This window comes from Streptomyces sp. NBC_01426 (assembly GCF_036231985.1).
GTDB lineage: Bacteria > Actinomycetota > Actinomycetes > Streptomycetales > Streptomycetaceae > Streptomyces.
In genome coordinates, this window is sequence record NZ_CP109500.1 from 5,707,925 (window position 1) to 5,725,670 (window position 17,746).

Consider the following 17,746-nt stretch of genomic DNA (forward strand, 5'->3'; position numbering starts at 1 on the left):
CCGAGGCGGGGGACCACCCGATTAGGCTGGCGCGCCATGAGCACCCGTGATCACAGCGCAGCCCCCGCCTCCTTCGCCGTCTCCGTGACGGACTTCCCCGACGCCGAACTGGAGCTGGAGGCGCTCGACCCGGCCCAGATCGTCTCCGGCACGCCCGTCGTCACGGGCAAGGTGCTGTGGGAGGCCGCGGACGGCTCGCAGGTCCGGGGGATCTGGCAGATCACCCCCGGCGTGGTCACGGACACCGAGGCCGACGAACTGTTCGTGGTGGTCGGCGGCCGCGCCACCATCGAGGTCGAGGGCGGCGACACGCTGCAGGTGGGTCCCGGCTCCGCCTGCGTGCTCCGGGAGGGCGACAAGACCACCTGGACCGTCCACGAGACGCTGCGCAAGGCCTACCACATCAGCTACTAGGCAACCGGACCTGTCGCCGGCCGGACGGCCCCGCGGACGGCTACGCGCCCGCGTCGGCCTGCGCGGGGACCGGGTGCCGGCGCGCCGTGAAGAGGGCCAGGGCGGCCATCGGCAGCAGCAGCGCGGCGCCGATCGCGTTGAGCCACCCGTATCCCGCCCGGGCCATGACCAGGCCGGCCGCGGCCCCGCCCAGACCGGCGGCCGCGTTCATCGTGAGGTCGCTCAACCCCTGGACGGCGGCCCGCGCGGGCTGCGGTACGGAGTCGGTCAGCAGGGCCGAGCCCGAGACCATCCCCGCGGACCAGCCGAGACCGAGCAGGAACAGGCCGAGCGCGGACTGCGCGTGACTCGGTCCGGCGGTACCGGCGAGCAGCGCGGCGACCGACAGCAGCCCGGCCGCGAGCCCGATCACGGACAGCCGGCCGATCCGGTCCGCGAGCCATCCCATGACGGGGGAGAAGGCGAACATGCCCGCGATGTGACCGCTGATCACCAGACCGACGAGCTCCAGATCGGCGCCGTGGTGACCGAGGTCCACCGGGGTCATGACCATGATCGAGACCATGGTGGTGTGCGACACCGCGACGGTCAGCAGGGCGAGCCTGGCGCGCGGCGACTCCCGGACGGCCGTGAAACCGGCGCGCAGCGAGCGCCCGGCCCGGGTCTGCTCCCCGGGCGCGGCCAGCGCCCGGGCCGTCAGCAGCGGATCGGGTCGCAGGAGGACGCCGATCAGCGTGCCGGTGAGGACGAAGACGGCGCCGGCCCACACGAAGGGGCCCGCCGTCTCGGGTATGGAGGTGCCGGCGAAGCTGTGACTGGCCGGTGCGGAGAGGTTCGGGCCGAGCACCGCGCCGATGGTGGACGCCCACACGACCACGGAGATCGCCCGCGCGCGGCGGTCGGGCGCCGCGAGGTCGGCGGCGGCGAACCGGGCCTGGAGGTTGGCGGAGGACGCGGCGCCGAAGGCGGCCATGCCCACCAGCAGGAGCGGGAAGTTCCTGATCGTGGCGGCCAGGACGACGAGGGCCGCGCCGGCGGCTCCGATCGCGTAGGCCAGGACCAGACCGGGACGGCGCCCGCGCGCGGTCATCAGGGCGGCGAGCGGCAGCGAGAGCAGCGCGGTGCCGATCACGGACGCGGTGGACGCGAATCCCGACATGGCCTCGGTGCCGCTGACCTCGGTGGCGAGGACCGGGGCCAGGGCGATGCTGATGGGCACGCCCAGCCCGCCCAGCATCTGAGCGGCGATCAGCACCGCAGAGGTGCGCCGCTGCAACCGGGGGAGATCCGCCGCCACGACCGGGGGCGCGGTGCGTTCGGTGCCGGGGGAGGCCTTCACTGCGCACACCCCCTCGGAGACCGCGGCAGGCGTACGCAGGACGGGGAGCCGGGTGCGGCGGCGGGAGTGTTCACCGCGGCAGTGTGCCACCCCGTACCGCCAGGTGGAACCGGGTATCGGGGCCGCACGGTCGCGCGCCCCGCGCACCCGCGAGCGGCGGGGCGCGCCCACGACGCGGCGCCGGGCCCGTGCGTCGCAACCGCATCGCAGTGGCTTCGCAGCGGGTCCGGAACACGGGTCTCGGAACACGGGTCTCAGAACAGGGGCATCAGAACAGGGGTCTCAGAACAGCGGCTGCGGAAGCACGCCCTCCAGGGCGAGCAGCAGGCGCTTGGTCTCCACCCCGCCGCCGAACCCGCCGATCCCGCCGTCGTTCTCCACCACCCGGTGGCAGGCCACCACCAGCGGCAGGGGATTCGAGCCCATGGCGTTGCCCACGGCCTGGGCCGCGCCCGGCTGCCCGACCCGCGCGGCGAGTTCCCCGTACCCGACGACCGACCCGTAGGGCACCGAGCGGTCCAGCTCCCGGAGCACCTGACGGTTGAAGCCGGAGCTCAGCCGCCAGTCGAGCGGCAGCTCGAAGCGCCGCAGCGAACCGGCGAAGTAGGCGTTCAGCTGGCGCACGGGCTCGGCGAGCAGGACCTCCTCGCCGAGCGCCGGCCGCCAGGCGTCGGCGCCGAGCCGGGAGACCAACGCACCGATCATCTTCTCGACGCGGTCCGGGCCGGCGTGGAACTCGACCCGGACCAGCCCCTCGGGGGTCGCCGCCAGGAGCAGGGGGCCGATGTCGCCGCTGACGACCGTCCATTCGAGGTGCGGCCCGCGGGGCCGCTCGGAGCTGTCCACCCGTCCACGGTACGGCGCCCCGCGGACAACGACGACGGGTTCGCCCCGTCCGGGGCTCAGTACCAGCCCACCGCCCTGCGGACCACGTCGGGCGTGTTGGTGATGATCCCGTCCACGCCCATCTCCTGGACCTTCCGCGCCGTCGCCGCGTTGTCCACGGTCCAGGTGTCCACCTCCATGGCCTTGCCGTGGGGGCCGCGCAGGGCGTGCACGGCCGCCACCCAGTCCGCCGACAGGGTGGTGTGCCAGGGGTTGATCCGGTCGGTGAAGGCGGCGTAGCGCGGCAGCTCGGCCACGGTGGGCGTGCCCAGGAAGGCCGTCACGAGGTCGGGCCGCAGGTCGTGCACGATCCGGATGGAGTCGGCGCTGAAGCTCTGCACCACCAGCCGCCGGTCCACGCGGTTCCTGTCGAGCCAGCCGGTGGCGTCCAGCAGGTTCAGGGTCTCCCGCTCGATCCCCGGGTAGATCTCCGGCCGCTTGATCTCCAGCAGCAGCTTCTGCTGGTTGCGCCGCACCCGGGCGAGGTACTCCCGCAGGGTCGGCACCGTGGCGCCCGCGTACTGCTTGTCCTTGCCGAACCAGCTGCCCGCGTCCAGCAGGGCGATCTCGTCCGCGGTGAAGTCCTTGACCAGCCAGGGCTTGCGGTCGGGGAACACCTGCTCGACGTCGGTGGTGCGGGCCAGGTTGTCGTCGTGGATCACGACCAGGACGCCGTCCTTGGTGCGCTGGACGTCGTTCTCGACCCAGTCGATGCCCATCCGCATCGCGAGGTCGATCGAGGCCAGCGTGTTCTCCGGGGCGTACGCCGAGGCTCCCCGGTGGGCGTAGACCACCGGAGGGGAGGACGCGACCGTGCCGGACCCCGAGGCGGGACCGGACGCGGTGGCCGAGGTGGCCGTGCCCAGCACGGAGAGGGTGAGGCCCAGGACTGCGGCGGCCACGGCGGCTGGTCGGACGACGTTCATGTGCGTTCTCCTCGGGTCGTGAGCCCTGCTCCTGCCTCAAACGGGCGCGGAGCGGCAGACGTTGCGGCGATGCACTTCACGGAGTTTCGCGATCATCATGCGGTTGAAGATCACGGGGCCGCCACCGAACTACGACAAACGGACCAGAATGGAGCAGACCCGCCGGACCCCCGGAGGCCGTGCCGGGCGTGAGTGTCAGTGGGGGGTCGTACGGTTGAGGCATGCGGCCCGTATCGAAGATCGAACGCACGGTGGCGCCTTTCGAGGTCGTCAGCCCCTACCAGCCCAGCGGCGACCAGCCGGCGGCCATCGCCGAGCTGGAGAAGCGCATCCGTGCAGGTGAGAAGGACGTCGTACTGCTGGGTGCGACCGGCACCGGCAAATCGGCGACCACGGCCTGGATGATCGAGAAGCTCCAGCGGCCGACGCTGGTGATGGCGCCGAACAAGACCCTCGCCGCCCAGCTGGCGAACGAGTTCCGCGAGCTCCTGCCGAACAACGCCGTCGAGTACTTCGTCTCGTACTACGACTACTACCAGCCCGAGGCCTACGTACCCCAGTCGGACACCTACATCGAGAAGGACTCCTCGATCAACGAGGAGGTGGAGCGGCTGCGCCACTCCGCGACCAACTCGCTGCTGACCCGGCGCGACGTGATCGTCGTCGCCTCCGTGTCCTGCATCTACGGCCTCGGCACCCCGCAGGAGTACGTGGACCGGATGGTCTCGCTGAAGGTCGGCGAGGAGTTCGACCGGGACCAGCTGCTGCGCCGCTTCGTCGACATCCAGTACACGCGCAACGACGTGGCCTTCACCCGCGGCACCTTCCGGGTGCGCGGCGACACCATCGAGATCTTCCCGGTCTACGAGGAACTGGCCGTCCGCATCGAGATGTTCGGCGACGAGATCGAGGCGCTGTCCACCCTGCACCCGCTGACCGGCGAGGTCATCAGCGAGGACCGCGAGCTGTACGTCTTCCCCGCCAGCCACTACGTCGCCGGCCCCGAGCGCATGGAGAAGGCCGTCGCCGGCATCGAGGCCGAGCTGACCGACCGGCTGGCCGAGCTGGAGAAGCAGGGCAAGATGCTGGAGGCCCAGCGGCTGCGCATGCGCACCACCTACGACCTGGAGATGATGCGCCAGATCGGGTCCTGCTCCGGCATCGAGAACTACTCGCTGCACATGGACGACCGCGAGCGCGGCTCCGCCCCGAACACCCTCATCGACTACTTCCCCGAGGACTTCCTGCTCGTCATCGACGAGTCGCACGTCACGGTGCCGCAGATCGGCGCGATGTACGAGGGCGACGCCTCCCGCAAGCGGACCCTGGTCGACCACGGCTTCCGGCTGCCGTCCGCGCTGGACAACCGGCCGCTGAAGTGGGAGGAGTTCCAGGAGCGGATCGGCCAGACCGTCTACCTGTCCGCCACCCCCGGCAAGTACGAGCTCTCCCGCGGCGACGGCTTCGTCGAGCAGATCATCCGCCCCACCGGCCTCATCGACCCCGAGGTCGTCGTCAAGCCCACCGAGGGCCAGATCGACGACCTGGTGCACGAGATCCGGCAGCGGGTGGAGAAGGACGAGCGCGTCCTGGTCACGACGCTCACCAAGAAGATGTCCGAGGACCTCACGGACTACTTCCTGGAGCTCGGCATCCAGGTCCGCTACCTGCACAGCGACGTGGACACCCTGCGCCGCATCGAGCTGCTGCGCGAGCTGCGGGCCGGCGAGTACGACGTCCTGGTCGGCATCAACCTGCTGCGCGAGGGCCTCGACCTGCCCGAGGTCTCGCTGGTGGCCATCCTCGACGCGGACAAGGAGGGCTTCCTGCGCTCGGGGACCTCCCTGATCCAGACCATCGGCCGCGCGGCGCGCAACGTCTCCGGCCAGGTCCACATGTACGCGGACAAGATGACGCCGGCCATGGAGAAGGCCATCGACGAGACGAACCGGCGCCGCGAGAAGCAGATCGCCTACAACACGGCGAACGGGATCGACCCGCAGCCGCTCCGCAAGAAGATCAACGACATCGTCGCCACGATCGCCCGCGAGGAGCTGGACACCGAGGAACTGCTCGGGACCGGCTACCGGCAGGCGAAGGAGGGCAAGGGAGCCAAGGCCCCGGTGCCCGCGCTCGGCGGCAAGGCCGCCGGGGGCAAGGCGGGTGGAAAGGGAGCGAAGGGGGCCAAGGCCGCGGCCACCCCCACGGACCGCCCCGCCGCCGAACTGGCCGCGCTGATCGAGCAGATGACCGAACGGATGCGAGGTGCGGCGGCGGAGCTCCAGTTCGAGGTCGCGGCCCGGATCCGCGACGAGGTGGGCGAGCTGAAGAAGGAGCTTCGACAGATGAGGGAAGCGGGCCTCGCCTGAGGTGGGGGCTGTCAGTAGGGTTGGGCGACAGCCGCAGGTACACGCTGCGACCCGCCGACATCGGGGCGGGCCATGGAGAGGGGACATCACGTGACGGTCAACATGACCAAGGGTCAGGCCATCAGTCTGCAGAAGGCGGACGGAGGCACGCTGACCGCGGTCCGGATGGGGCTCGGCTGGCAGGCGGCGAAGCGTCGGGGGCTGTTCGGGTCGCGGACCCGGGAGATCGACCTGGACGCGTCGGCGGTGCTGTTCGCCGACAAGCAGCCGGTGGACGTCGTGTTCTTCCGGCACCTGCAGAGCGACGACGGCTCGGTCCGCCACACCGGTGACAACCTCGTCGGCGGCGTCGGCCAGGGCGGGGACGACGAGGCGATCCTCGTCGACCTCCAGCGCGTGCCGGTGCACATCGACCAGATCGTCTTCACGGTGAACTCCTTCACCGGGCAGACGTTCCAGGAGGTGCAGAACGCCTTCTGCCGCATCGTCGACGAGACCAACGGCCAGGAACTGGCCCGCTACACCCTCGACGGCGGCGGCGCCTACACCGCGCAGATCATGGCGAAGGTGTCCCGCGTGGGCGCCGGCTGGCAGATGACGGCCCTCGGAAACCCGGCCAACGGTCGGACCTTCCAGGACCTCATGCCGTCGATCCTGCCGCACCTGTAAGCAGCACCGGACAAGAGCAAAGAGAAGAAGGCACGGGGGAGGGCTGCACGATGACGGCCGAACTGGTCCGGGGGCAGAACCACCCCCTGTCCAAGAGCAGGGTGGAGATCAGGGTCTCGGCGGGCACGCCGGTACTGGCCCTGGTCTCGACCGGTGACGACGAGGGCCGGTTGGCCGGACCCGCGGCGCTGGCCCACCCCGGCGCCCGGGCCCTGCCGGGCCTGGAGGTGCCGGACACGGTCGCGGGCGGGCACCGCTTCGCCGTCGACCTCGACGCCGTCGACGAAGCCGTCCACCGGCTCCGGGTGGTGCTCGTGCTGCCGCCCGGCGGCCCGGCGCGCTTCGGCGCGGTGCCGGCCTCGTACGTCGCCGTCGCCGAACCGCAGGGCGCCGAGCTCGCCGGGTACACCCTGACGGGCCTGGAGTCCGAGACCGCCGTGGTCGCCCTGGAGCTGTACCGGCGCCAGGGCGCCTGGAAGGTCCGAGCCGTGGGCCAGGGGTACGCCAGCGGGCTGAGCGCCCTGCTGGTCGACGCCGGGCTGCCCGCGTCGGCCGCCGCCGAGCTGGCCGCCGCGGCCACGGGACTCGTGGCCACGGGGGACATCACCCTCGCGGCCATGCCGACCGGGCCCGCCCCCACCGTCCCGCGCGGACTGCGCGCCCCGCTGGACGCGCCGCCCGCGACCGGGGCCCCGCAGGCCCCCGAGCCCCCGGACCCGATCCCGGTCTCCGACGTGCCCCTCGCGGGCGCCGGATCGGCCGGAGACACCGCGGGCGGTCCGCCGACCATCAGCTACGCCCACCCGCGCCGCCGCCGGACCAGCACCGAGGCGCCCGAGCCGGCGCCGCGTGCGGCCGAACCTGACGAGCCGGGCCGACCCCCGCGCCCCGTCGCCGGCGACGCCAGCGGCTGGTCCATGGACGAGCGGCTCTACAACCAGGTCTGGGGCATGTTCGAGGACATGGCCCGCACGGTCGCCGCCTACCGCAGCGCCGTCGACTTCGCCGACTCCCGCATGGACCGGGAACTCGACGAGGCGCTCGCCGACCCGCGCCACCGCCTCGGCGGCTCCGGCGACGGCGCCCGCGCCACCGCCCGGGCACGGCGCGAGGAACTCGTCGCCCAGGCCCGCGCCGTGCTCGACCGGGACCTGGCCCAGCTGGTCGCCGAGTCCGAAGTCGTCGAACCCGCGCTGCCGGCCGCGTACGCCCGCTGGGACAACCCCGTCTGGCACGCCCCCGGCACCCCCCAGGAGAATCCGCTCGCGCTGCGCCTGGGCGACCTGTCGCTGCCCGAACGGCCCGAGCTGCGCATCCCGATGCTCATGCGGGTGCCGCTGGAGCGCGGCCTGTGGATCGACAACGGCCGCACCGGCTCCGAGGCCGCCATGGCCATGGACACCGACCGGCTGCGCCGGGCCGCCATGGACATGGCCGTCGCGCACGCGGTGCGGCTGCTCGCCGTCCACCCCGGCGACAAGTACTCCGTCCACGTCATCGACGCCGCCGGGGCGGGCGCCGCCTCGCTGGCCCCGCTCGTCCGCTCCGGGGTGCTGGCCGGCCCGCCGGCCTCCGGTGCCGCCGGGGTGACCCAGACCCTCGCGCAGCTGACCCGGCGGGTCGATCTCGTACAGATGGCGCTGCGGGCCGGCGCCCCCGAGGACCTGCCACCGGACGTGGACACGGCCGAGCAGCTCCTGATCGTCCACGACTTCCCGCACGGCTTCGACGACCGTTCCGTCACCCAGCTGCGCTACCTCGCCGACGAGGGTCCGGCGGTCGGCGTGCACCTGCTGATGGTCGCCGACCGTGACGAGGCCTCCGCGTACGGGCCGCTGCTCGACCCCCTGTGGCGCTCGCTGATGCGACTGTCGCCGATCCCCGACAACCACCTGGCCGACCCCTGGGTCCATCACGCCTGGACCTTCACCCCGGACCTGCCCCCGCAGGGCAGTCGGGTCCTCGACCAGGCACTGAACCGCATATCGGAGGTCCGGCGCAGCGCCCGCCCGTGAGTCGGACGGCAGGTCGCGCGAACCGTTCCATGACGGATGTGTGACCTGCCACTGACCCTTTCTTGGTACTCCCTTTACCTTTCCCCGGTTCGCCGGGTACTGTGGTGCACGCGGAGGGGAGTATTCCTGCTACCTGCTACGGCGTACCCGTCAATACGGACCGCGATCGGTCCCGGGGCGCCGGCCCGAGGCCTCCAGGCCATCCGGGTGGAAGAGACCTCCGGCAGCGATGACGCTGACGAAGTGCTGAGCCATCCCGCCGGAGGCGTGTAGACAGTGGACGTTTCATTCAACATGTGGTTGCTGACCATTCTCGGTCTGAGCATCCTGATCGGCGCCGATTTCTTCATCGGCCGCAAGCCCCATGACGTATCCATGAAGGAAGCGGGCATCTGGACGGTCGTCTGGATCGCGCTCGCCGGCCTCTTCGGTCTCGGCCTGCTGTACTTCGGCAACGGCCAGGCCTCCCAGGAGTTCTTCGCCGGCTTCATCACCGAGAAGTCGCTGAGCGTCGACAACCTCTTCGTCTTCGTCCTGATCATGGCGAAGTTCGCGGTTCCCTCCCAGCTCCAGCAGCGCGTCCTGCTGATCGGCGTACTGATCGCCCTGGTGCTCCGCGCGATCTTCATCGCCGCCGGCGCCGCGATCATCACCAACTTCTCCTGGGTCTTCTACATCTTCGGCGCGTTCCTGATCTACACCGCCTGGAAGCTCATCCAGGAGGCGCGCGGGAACGACGAGGAAGAGGAGTTCGAGGAGAACCGCCTCCTCAAGACCATCGAGAAGAAGTTCGGCGTCGCCGACCGCTACCACGGCACGAAGCTCTTCATCCGGAACAACGGCAAGCGCATCATGACCCCGCTGATGGTCGTCATGCTCGCCATCGGCACCACCGACGTGCTGTTCGCCCTGGACTCGATCCCCGCGATCTTCGGCCTCACCCAGGACCCGTACATCGTCTTCACCGCCAACGCCTTCGCCCTGATGGGTCTGCGCCAGCTGTACTTCCTCATCGGCGGCCTGCTCAAGAAGCTGGTCCACCTCAGCTACGGCCTGTCCGTCATCCTCGGCTTCATCGGCATCAAGCTGGTGCTGCACGCCCTGCACGAGTCCGGACTGCACGTCCCGCAGATCTCCATCCCGGTCTCCCTGGGCGTCATCTGCGGCGTGCTGGTGATCACCACCATCACCAGCCTGATCGCCTCGAAGAAGCAGGCGGCGGCCGAGTCCGCCGCCGACTCCAAGACCATCGACGCCTAGGCCCTGTCGTCAAAGTCTCGCCTGGCCTGCGGTGTCCGGTACCGCACCTCGCCGCGTTGTCGGGGCACCCGAGTACGTCCAGTACACGGGTGCCCCTCCGCCTTGCGATGCACGGCACCGGACACCGCAGGCCCTACCGGCGCCACTTTGACGACAGGACCCAGGCCCTGACGGGGTCGGGAGTCCTCCGACTCACACGGGGGCGGCCGCTTCGGCCGCCCCCGTCCGCGTGCCCCCGGCCGCCTTCGAGGCCCGCTCGCCGAGCACCGTCGGGTTCGTCTCCGGCAGCAGCGCGAAGCAGCCCAGGCTGACCAGGGCGATCACGGTCAGGTACACCGCGACCCCCCAGGGCGGCCCCGAACCGTCCGCCAGCGCGGTCGCCACGATCGGGGTCAGCGCCCCGCCCAGCACCCCGCCCAGGTTGTAGCCGACGGCCGCCCCCGTGCAGCGGATCCGCGGGGCGTACAACTCGGGCAGGTACGCGCCCACCACGGCGAACATCGTCACCATGCCCAGCAGCGCCACCACACAGCCCAGGGTCATCAGCAGCGGATCCGCAGTCCGCAGCAGTGCGACGAAGGGGAACATCCACACCGCGCAGAGCGCGCAACCGGCCAGGCACAGCGGGCGGCGCCCCCACCGGTCGCCGCACAGCGCCACCAGCGGGGTCGCCAGACCCTTCAGGGCGACCGCCGCCATCACGCAGGCCAGCATGACCGTACGGTCCACCCGCAGGTGCTCGGTGGCGTACGCCAGGGACCAGGTGGTGACCGCGTAGAAGACGGCGTAACCGATCGCCAGCGCCCCGCCGGTCAGCAGGAGCAGCCGCCAGTGCCCCCGCACCACCTCGCCGAGCGGGCTGCGCGCGCGGCGGCCCGTCTCGGCGAGCGCGCGGAACTGCGGGGTCTCCTCGACCGAGTGCCGCAACCACAGCCCGGCCAGCGCGGGCACCGCGGCGGCCCAGAACGGGACCCGCCAGCCCCAGGCGGTGAACTGCGCGTCGGTCAGGGTCGCGGACAGGGTCAGCATCAGACCGTTGGCCAGCAGGAAGCCCACGGCCGGGCCGGCCTGCGGGAAGCTCGCCCACAGCCCGCGCCGGTGCTCGGGCGCGTGCTCGGCCGTCAACAGCACGGCGCCGCCCCACTCGCCGCCGAGCCCGAGTCCCTGGAGGAAGCGCAGCAGGAGCAGCAGGAACGGGGCGGCGATGCCGATGGACGCGTACGAGGGCACACAGCCGACCGCCACCGTGGCGAGGCCGGTCAGCAGCAGGGAGCCCAGCAGGACGGGGCGACGGCCGTACCGGTCGCCGATGTGGCCGAAGACGGCCGAACCGAGGGGGCGGGCCAGGAAGCCGATGCCGAAGGTGCCGAAGGCGGCGAGGGTCCCGGCGAGCGGCGAGAGGGACGGGAAGAACAGCGGGCCGAGCACCAGGGCCGCGGCCGTGCCGTACACGAAGAAGTCGTAGAACTCGATGGCGGTGCCGGCGAGGGAGGCCGAGGCGAGCCGCAGCATCGAGGGAGGTGCCGAGGAGGGGACGGGGGAGGGGTCTTGTCGCATGGTGCGGGAACTACCCCGCCCCACACCCTCGGGACGTGCGTTCGGTCGTCATCGACCGGAAGGAGTGCACCCCTTCACGGCGTTGACGGGGCTCCGACCGGCCGTCGGACGGCGGCCGGCGGTCGGCGAACCGCCACCGGACGCCGGCCGGCATCCGACGCCGGTCGGACGACGGTGACCGCTACCAGCCGCGCTCGCGCCATTCGGCCAGGTGCGGCCGCTCGGTGCCGATCGTGGTGTCGTTGCCGTGCCCCGGGTAGACCCAGGCCTCGTCCGGCAGCTGCTCGAAGAGCTTGTGCTCGACGTCGTCGATCAGCTGCGCGAAGGCCTTCGCGTCGCCCGAGGTGTTGCCGACGCCGCCCGGGAAGAGGCAGTCGCCGGTGAACACGTGCGGGTGCCCGTGCGGGTCGTCGTAGACCAGTGCGATCGAGCCGGGGGTGTGACCGACCAGGTGCCGCGCGGTCAGCTCGACGCGCCCCACCCGGATCGTGTCCCCGTCCCGCACCGGCACGTCCGTGGCGACCGGGATGCCCTCGGCGTCGAAGGCGCCCGCGTACGTGCGCGCGCCGGTGGCCTCGACCACCGCCTGGAGCGCGCCCCAGTGGTCGCCGTGCCGGTGGGTGGTGACCACGGACGCGATGCCGCCGTCCCCGATCAGCTGCAGGATCGTCTCCGGCTCGGCGGCCGCGTCGATCAGCAGCTGCTCGTCGGTCGCCCGGCAGCGCAGCACGTAGGCGTTGTTGTTCATCGGGCCCACCGCGACCTTGGAAATCATCAGGTCCGAGAGTTCATGCACGTCGGCCGGACCGCCGACCTTCACCGCTCCGCTGTACGTCATGTGTCGATCCTAGAGCGGCGGGAGAGCGGGGAGGGAGCCGCCGTCCACCGTCAGGTGCGCGCCGAGGTCACCGCGCCCGGCCAGCCAGCCCAGCAGCTCGGCGCCGGTGCCGGACACGGTGACCGGGGCGCCCTCGCCGCCGGAGACGTGCCAGGTGCGGCCGGGGCCGCCGGACCCGAGCACGAGGGTGACCGGCGGGACCTCCCGCCGGCCGGACCAGCGGTCGGCCAGGAACTCGATCTCACGGGCGGTGAACTCGTCCGGGAGGTCGGCGAGCCCGTACCCGATGCCGAGGTCGACGTGGTGCAGCTCGACCTCCACGAGACGGCGGAAGGGGATCCGGGCGACGGAGTCGGTGACGCCGTTGCGCAGCTCCACGGTCCGGGACCAGTCCTGCGGGAGTTCCGTCGCCGCCTCGTACCGGGACGCGGAATTCCGGAGGTCCTCCAGCTGTTCCACCAGGGGTCGGCCCGAGTCGCGCGCGATGTCCGCGTCGCGCGTGGCGGCGCTCGCGTACATGGGGCGTCCTTCGACGACGTTCACGAGGGCGTCCGCGTTGCGTGCCAGGTGGGCCAGGACGTGGCCGCGGGTCCACCCGGGGAGGAGTGACTCCTCGGCCAGGGCGGCGTTGTCCAGTTTCGCGGCCGCGGTCAGCAACCGATCGGTGGCCTCACGCAGGGATCGCAGGTCGTGCACATGATCAGTCATGCATCCGAGCCTAGTGCGGACAAGGCCTCCGCCACACGATCGGGTGAACAGGTCTTGCGCGTGCCGTAAATCGAATGTGCGTGCTATACGCTCGGAAGTCCACTCATCAAGCCCATCGCAGAGGCGCCCCCCATACCCTGGGACGGGGGCCCGTGCCCCCGCTCTCTCAAGAAAGGTGCGGACCGGCGTGACCGACCGTCTCATCGTTCGTGGCGCTCGCGAGCACAACCTGAAGAACGTCTCGCTCGACCTGCCCCGCGACTCGCTCATCGTCTTCACCGGACTCTCCGGATCGGGCAAGTCCTCCCTGGCGTTCGACACGATCTTCGCCGAGGGCCAGCGCCGCTACGTCGAGTCGCTCTCGTCGTACGCCCGCCAGTTCCTCGGCCAGATGGACAAGCCCGACGTCGACTTCATCGAGGGCCTCTCCCCGGCCGTCTCGATCGACCAGAAGTCCACCTCGCGCAACCCGCGCTCGACCGTGGGCACCATCACCGAGGTCTACGACTACCTCCGCCTGCTCTTCGCGCGCATCGGCAAGCCGCACTGTCCCGAGTGCCGGCGGCCGATCTCGCGGCAGTCGCCGCAGGCGATCGTCGACAAGGTCCTCGCGCTGCCCGAGGGCAGCCGCTTCCAGGTCCTGTCGCCGCTGGTGCGCGAGCGCAAGGGCGAGTTCGTCGACCTCTTCGCCGACCTCCAGACCAAGGGGTACAGCCGGGCGCGGGTGGACGGGGAGACCATCCAGCTCTCCGAGCCGCCCACGCTCAAGAAGCAGGAGAAGCACACGATCGAGGTGGTCGTCGACCGCCTCACCGTCAAGGACGGGGCCAAGCGTCGGCTCACGGACTCCGTGGAGACCGCCCTCGGGCTCTCCGGCGGCATGGTCATCCTCGACTTCGTCGACCTCGCCGAGGACGACCCCGAGCGTGAGCGGATGTACTCCGAGCACCTCTACTGCCCGTACGACGACCTGTCCTTCGAGGAGCTGGAGCCCCGCTCCTTCTCCTTCAACTCGCCGTTCGGCGCCTGCCCCGAGTGCACCGGCATCGGCACGCGCATGGAGGTCGACCCGGACCTGATCATCCCGGACGAGGAGAAGTCCCTGGACGAGGGCGCGGTCTCCCCGTGGTCCCTCGGGCACACCAAGGACTACTTCCAGCGCCTGATCGGCGCGCTCGCCGGGGAGCTCGGCTTCCGGACCGACATTCCGTGGGCCGGGCTGCCGCTGCGGGCGCGCAAGGCCCTGCTGTACGGCCACAAGACGCAGATTGAGGTCCGCTACCGCAACCGGTACGGGCGCGAGCGGGCGTACACCACCGCCTTCGAGGGCGCCGTGCCGTTCGTCAAGCGGCGGCACGCTGAGTCCGAGAGCGACGCCAGCCGCGAGCGCTTCGAGGGCTACATGCGCGAGGTGCCCTGCCCGACCTGTGAGGGCACCCGCCTCAAGCCGATCGTGCTCGCGGTCACGGTGATGGACCGGTCCATCGCCGACGTCGCCGCGATGTCGATCAGCGAGTGCGCGGACTTCCTGGGCCGGCTGCGGCTCGACGCCCGCGACAAGAAGATCGCCGAGCGGGTCCTGAAGGAGGTCAACGAGCGACTGCGGTTCCTCGTCGACGTCGGCCTGGACTACCTCTCGCTGAACCGCGCCGCCGGCACCCTCTCGGGCGGCGAGGCCCAGCGCATCCGGCTCGCCACCCAGATCGGCTCCGGCCTGGTGGGCGTGCTGTACGTCCTCGACGAGCCCTCCATCGGCCTGCACCAGCGGGACAACCACCGGCTGATCGAGACGCTGGTGCGGCTGCGCGACATGGGCAACACCCTGATCGTGGTCGAGCACGACGAGGACACCATCAAGGTCGCCGACTGGGTCGTGGACATCGGTCCCGGCGCCGGCGAGCACGGCGGCAAGGTGGTGCACAGCGGCTCGCTCAAGGAACTGCTGAAGAACACCGAGTCGATCACCGGGCAGTACCTGTCGGGCAAGCGGTCCATCCCGCTGCCGGACGTCCGCCGCCCCGTGGACGGCGAGCGCCGGCTGACCGTCCACGGCGCCAAGGAGAACAACCTCCGGGACATCGACGTGTCCTTCCCGCTGGGCGTGCTCACGGCGGTCACGGGCGTCTCGGGCTCCGGCAAGTCCACGCTGGTCAACGACATCCTCTACACCCACCTGGCCCGCGAGCTGAACGGCGCCCGGTCCGTCCCGGGACGGCACACCCGGGTGGACGGGGACGACCTCGTCGACAAGGTCGTGCACGTCGACCAGTCGCCGATCGGCCGGACGCCGAGGTCCAACCCGGCGACGTACACCGGTGTCTTCGACCACGTGCGTCGGCTCTTCGCGGAGACCATGGAGGCGAAGGTGCGCGGCTACCTGCCGGGCCGCTTCTCCTTCAACGTCAAGGGCGGCCGGTGCGAGAACTGCTCCGGCGACGGCACGATCAAGATCGAGATGAACTTCCTGCCGGACGTGTACGTCCCGTGCGAGGTCTGCCACGGCGCCCGGTACAACCGGGAGACGCTGGAGGTCCACTACAAGGGCAAGTCCATCGCCGAGGTCCTCGACATGCCGATCGAGGAGGCGCTGCACTTCTTCGAGGCGGTGCCGACGATCGCCCGGCACCTGAAGACCCTGAACGAGGTCGGTCTCGGGTACGTCCGGCTCGGTCAGTCCGCGCCGACGCTGTCGGGCGGTGAGGCGCAGCGCGTGAAGCTGGCGTCCGAGCTGCAGAAGCGGTCGACGGGGCGGACGGTGTACGTCCTCGACGAGCCGACGACCGGCCTGCACTTCGAGGACATCTCGAAGCTGATCAAGGTGCTGTCGGGGCTGGTGGACAAGGGCAACTCGGTGATCGTCATCGAGCACAACCTGGATGTCATCAAGACCGCGGACTGGGTCATCGACATGGGCCCCGAAGGCGGCTACGGCGGCGGCCTGGTCGTCGCCGAGGGCACCCCGGAGCAGGTCGCGTCGGTCGGGGCGAGCCACACCGGCAAGTTCCTGCGCGACATCCTGGGCGCGGACCGGGTCTCCGACGCGGGGTCGGCTCCGGCCCGGTCCGCGGCGAAGAAGCCCGCGGCGAAGAAGGCCACCGCCAAGAAGGCGGCGGCGGCTCCGGCGAAGAAGACGGCGGCGGCCAAGAAGACGGCGGCCCCGGCGAAGAAGACGACGAGGGCCCGCAAGGCCTAGGCCTGTCGTCGATCGGAACAGGGGCGCCCGCGTACGGCTTCGTACGCGGGCGCCCCTTCGTCATGCCGGGCGGGCAGGCAGACCGTCGACCGTCGGTCGGGCGGCCGGCGGCGTGCGGGCGCGGGCGGCGATCAGGTGGCGATGCCGACCGCGTGGCCGATCGTCGTCGGGTCGGCCAGGGTGCTCAGGAGGGCGTCCGCGACGTCCGCGCGGGCGATGGACTTGCCGTCGGGGACGTTGGCGTCGAGGGCCCTGCGGTAGGTGCCCGTACGGGGCCGGTTCAGCAGGCGCGGAGGGCGGATCACCGTCCACTGGACGGACCCCGCCCCGATCGCCTCCTCCATCACCGCCAGGTCCGCGTACAGGTCCCGCAGCACCCGCCGCAGGATCGGGTAGACCACCGCCCGGGTCAGGAATCCGTCCCGCGGGTTCGGCGGCCCCAGCGGGGCGGCGCTCACCGCCGACAGGCGCCGCACCCCGGACCGGCCCATCGCCGGGACGATCGACCGCAGGGCCGGGCCGGCGATCGGGGTCAGCCGGGCCTGCTTGTTGTTCGCCGAGCCGAGTGCGGAGATCACCGCGTCCCGACCCGCGAGAAACGGGAGCAGGGCCTCCTCGTCCGTCAGGTCCCGCACCACGGCCACCTGGAGGCGGTCGTGCGCCGGCACGTCCAGCCGCGCCGGGTCGCGTACGACGGCCGTCACCTCGTGGCCCGCGTCGAGTGCCTGGCGGACGACTTCGCGGCCGACCCCGCCCGTGGCCCCGAACACCGTGAGTCTCATGGCGAACTCCTGCCCCGTTGGTGAGGGGTGAATAGTGGTGGGTAGGGGTGGGTGAGTGTTCACTCACCCCTGTTTCCCTTAGAGTGAGTGAATGCTCACCCCCACGTCAAGTCGCCCCACGCCGGAGCGTCTGCTGGACGCCGCCGAGACGCTGATGCGCACCACCGGGCTGGCCAACGCCACCACCAAGGCCATCGCCCGCGAGGCCGGCTGCTCGGAGGCCGCGCTCTACAAGTACTTCGCGAACAAGGAAGAGCTGTTCGTCCGCGTCCTCATGGAGCGCCGGCCCAACGCCGCCGCGCTGATGGCCGCGCTGACCACCGACCCGGGGGAGCAGTCGGTCGAGGACCGGCTGGCCGACATCGCCCGGCACGCCTCGCTCTTCTACGCCGATGCCATGCCCATGGCGGCCTCGCTCTTCGCGGACCCCGCCCTGCTCGTGCGGCACCGCGAGGGCGTGCGCGAGATCGGCGCCGGGCCGCACGTGGTGCTCGACGCCCTGACCGACCACCTGGTGCGTGAGCGCGACCGCGGGCGGCTGCGCCCCGACGCCGATCCGGGCGCCGCCGCGGCCCTGCTGCTCGGCGCCTGCTTCCAGCGGGCCTTCTTCCTGCACTTCTCCGGCGCCGACGTGGTGCGGCCGGTCGAGGAGTTCGCCCCGGGCCTGGCCCGCACGGTCTGGGCCGCGCTGCGCCGAGGCGAGCCCGCGCCGGGGTGACCCGTACCGCGCCGGGGCGACCCGCGTCCTGCCACGGTGACCCGTACCGCGCGGGGCGACCGGTACCGCGCCA

The 17,746-nt window shown here is 71.5% G+C and carries 14 protein-coding genes; 7 read left to right on the forward strand and 7 right to left on the reverse strand.

Translation table 11 applies throughout. From position 1 onward, the window contains the following. Positions 1-36: 36 nt before the first annotated feature. Positions 37-414: a cupin domain-containing protein gene (locus tag OG906_RS25355; RefSeq protein ID WP_329446021.1), complete on the forward strand. Its 378-nt coding sequence runs from the start codon at positions 37-39 to the stop codon at positions 412-414. A gap of 40 nt (positions 415-454) precedes the next feature. Here the strand turns inward: OG906_RS25355 and OG906_RS25360 are convergent, their stop codons facing one another. From OG906_RS25360 to OG906_RS25370, 3 genes are all read right to left on the reverse strand, one after another. Next, on the reverse strand, positions 455-1,762 hold the full coding sequence (locus OG906_RS25360; RefSeq protein ID WP_392892129.1) for an MFS transporter: 1,308 nt from the start codon (positions 1,760-1,762) through the stop codon (positions 455-457). Positions 1,763-2,035: 273 nt separating this feature from the next. Further along, positions 2,036-2,599 carry a methylated-DNA--[protein]-cysteine S-methyltransferase gene (locus OG906_RS25365; RefSeq protein ID WP_329446025.1) on the reverse strand — a complete coding sequence of 188 codons (564 nt, stop codon included), beginning with the start codon at positions 2,597-2,599 and terminating at the stop codon, positions 2,036-2,038. Between the two features lie 56 nt (positions 2,600-2,655). Beyond that, positions 2,656-3,564, reverse strand: coding sequence for a glycerophosphodiester phosphodiesterase (locus OG906_RS25370; RefSeq protein ID WP_329446027.1), 909 nt, complete (start codon positions 3,562-3,564; stop codon positions 2,656-2,658). Positions 3,565-3,785: 221 nt separating this feature from the next. Between OG906_RS25370 and uvrB the strand changes: the two genes are divergently transcribed. The 4 genes from uvrB (at position 3,786) to OG906_RS25390 (ending at position 9,877) form a co-directional block, all read left to right on the forward strand. Next, positions 3,786-5,933 (forward strand): excinuclease ABC subunit UvrB, encoded by a 2,148-nt coding sequence (gene uvrB / locus OG906_RS25375; RefSeq protein WP_329446030.1) that lies wholly within the window; start codon positions 3,786-3,788, stop codon positions 5,931-5,933. Positions 5,934-6,023: 90 nt separating this feature from the next. After that, positions 6,024-6,602: a TerD family protein gene (locus OG906_RS25380; protein ID WP_053681568.1), complete on the forward strand. Its 579-nt coding sequence runs from the start codon at positions 6,024-6,026 to the stop codon at positions 6,600-6,602. A 50-nt stretch (positions 6,603-6,652) separates the two neighbouring features. After that, positions 6,653-8,617 (forward strand): TerD family protein, encoded by a 1,965-nt coding sequence (locus tag OG906_RS25385; RefSeq protein WP_329446032.1) that lies wholly within the window; start codon positions 6,653-6,655, stop codon positions 8,615-8,617. Between the two features lie 276 nt (positions 8,618-8,893). Next, positions 8,894-9,877 carry a TerC/Alx family metal homeostasis membrane protein gene (locus OG906_RS25390; RefSeq protein ID WP_329446034.1) on the forward strand — a complete coding sequence of 328 codons (984 nt, stop codon included), beginning with the start codon at positions 8,894-8,896 and terminating at the stop codon, positions 9,875-9,877. Between the two features lie 192 nt (positions 9,878-10,069). Here the strand turns inward: OG906_RS25390 and OG906_RS25395 are convergent, their stop codons facing one another. From OG906_RS25395 to OG906_RS25405, 3 genes are all read right to left on the reverse strand, one after another. Then, a complete protein-coding gene (locus OG906_RS25395) occupies positions 10,070-11,389 on the reverse strand; it encodes an MFS transporter (RefSeq protein WP_329448129.1) in 1,320 nt (439 codons plus the stop codon). Between the two features lie 226 nt (positions 11,390-11,615). Next, positions 11,616-12,272 (reverse strand): MBL fold metallo-hydrolase, encoded by a 657-nt coding sequence (locus OG906_RS25400; protein ID WP_267796512.1) that lies wholly within the window; start codon positions 12,270-12,272, stop codon positions 11,616-11,618. A gap of 9 nt (positions 12,273-12,281) precedes the next feature. Beyond that, the gene (locus OG906_RS25405) at positions 12,282-12,980 is read right to left on the reverse strand and encodes a maleylpyruvate isomerase family mycothiol-dependent enzyme (RefSeq protein WP_329446036.1); all 699 of its coding nucleotides are present in this window, start codon (positions 12,978-12,980) and stop codon (positions 12,282-12,284) included. A gap of 187 nt (positions 12,981-13,167) precedes the next feature. On the opposite strand from OG906_RS25405, the gene uvrA reads away from it, so the two are divergent. Next, positions 13,168-16,173 carry an excinuclease ABC subunit UvrA gene (uvrA, locus tag OG906_RS25410; RefSeq protein WP_329446038.1) on the forward strand — a complete coding sequence of 1,002 codons (3,006 nt, stop codon included), beginning with the start codon at positions 13,168-13,170 and terminating at the stop codon, positions 16,171-16,173. Positions 16,174-16,304: 131 nt separating this feature from the next. On the opposite strand, the gene OG906_RS25415 is transcribed toward uvrA, so the two are convergent. Further along, positions 16,305-16,955 carry an NAD(P)-dependent oxidoreductase gene (locus OG906_RS25415; RefSeq protein ID WP_329446040.1) on the reverse strand — a complete coding sequence of 217 codons (651 nt, stop codon included), beginning with the start codon at positions 16,953-16,955 and terminating at the stop codon, positions 16,305-16,307. Positions 16,956-17,046: 91 nt separating this feature from the next. Here OG906_RS25415 and OG906_RS25420 point away from each other — a divergent pair, with 91 nt between their 5' ends. Further along, positions 17,047-17,673, forward strand: a complete 627-nt coding sequence (locus OG906_RS25420; RefSeq protein WP_329446042.1) for a TetR/AcrR family transcriptional regulator — start codon at positions 17,047-17,049, stop codon at positions 17,671-17,673. Positions 17,674-17,746: the final 73 nt, after the last annotated feature.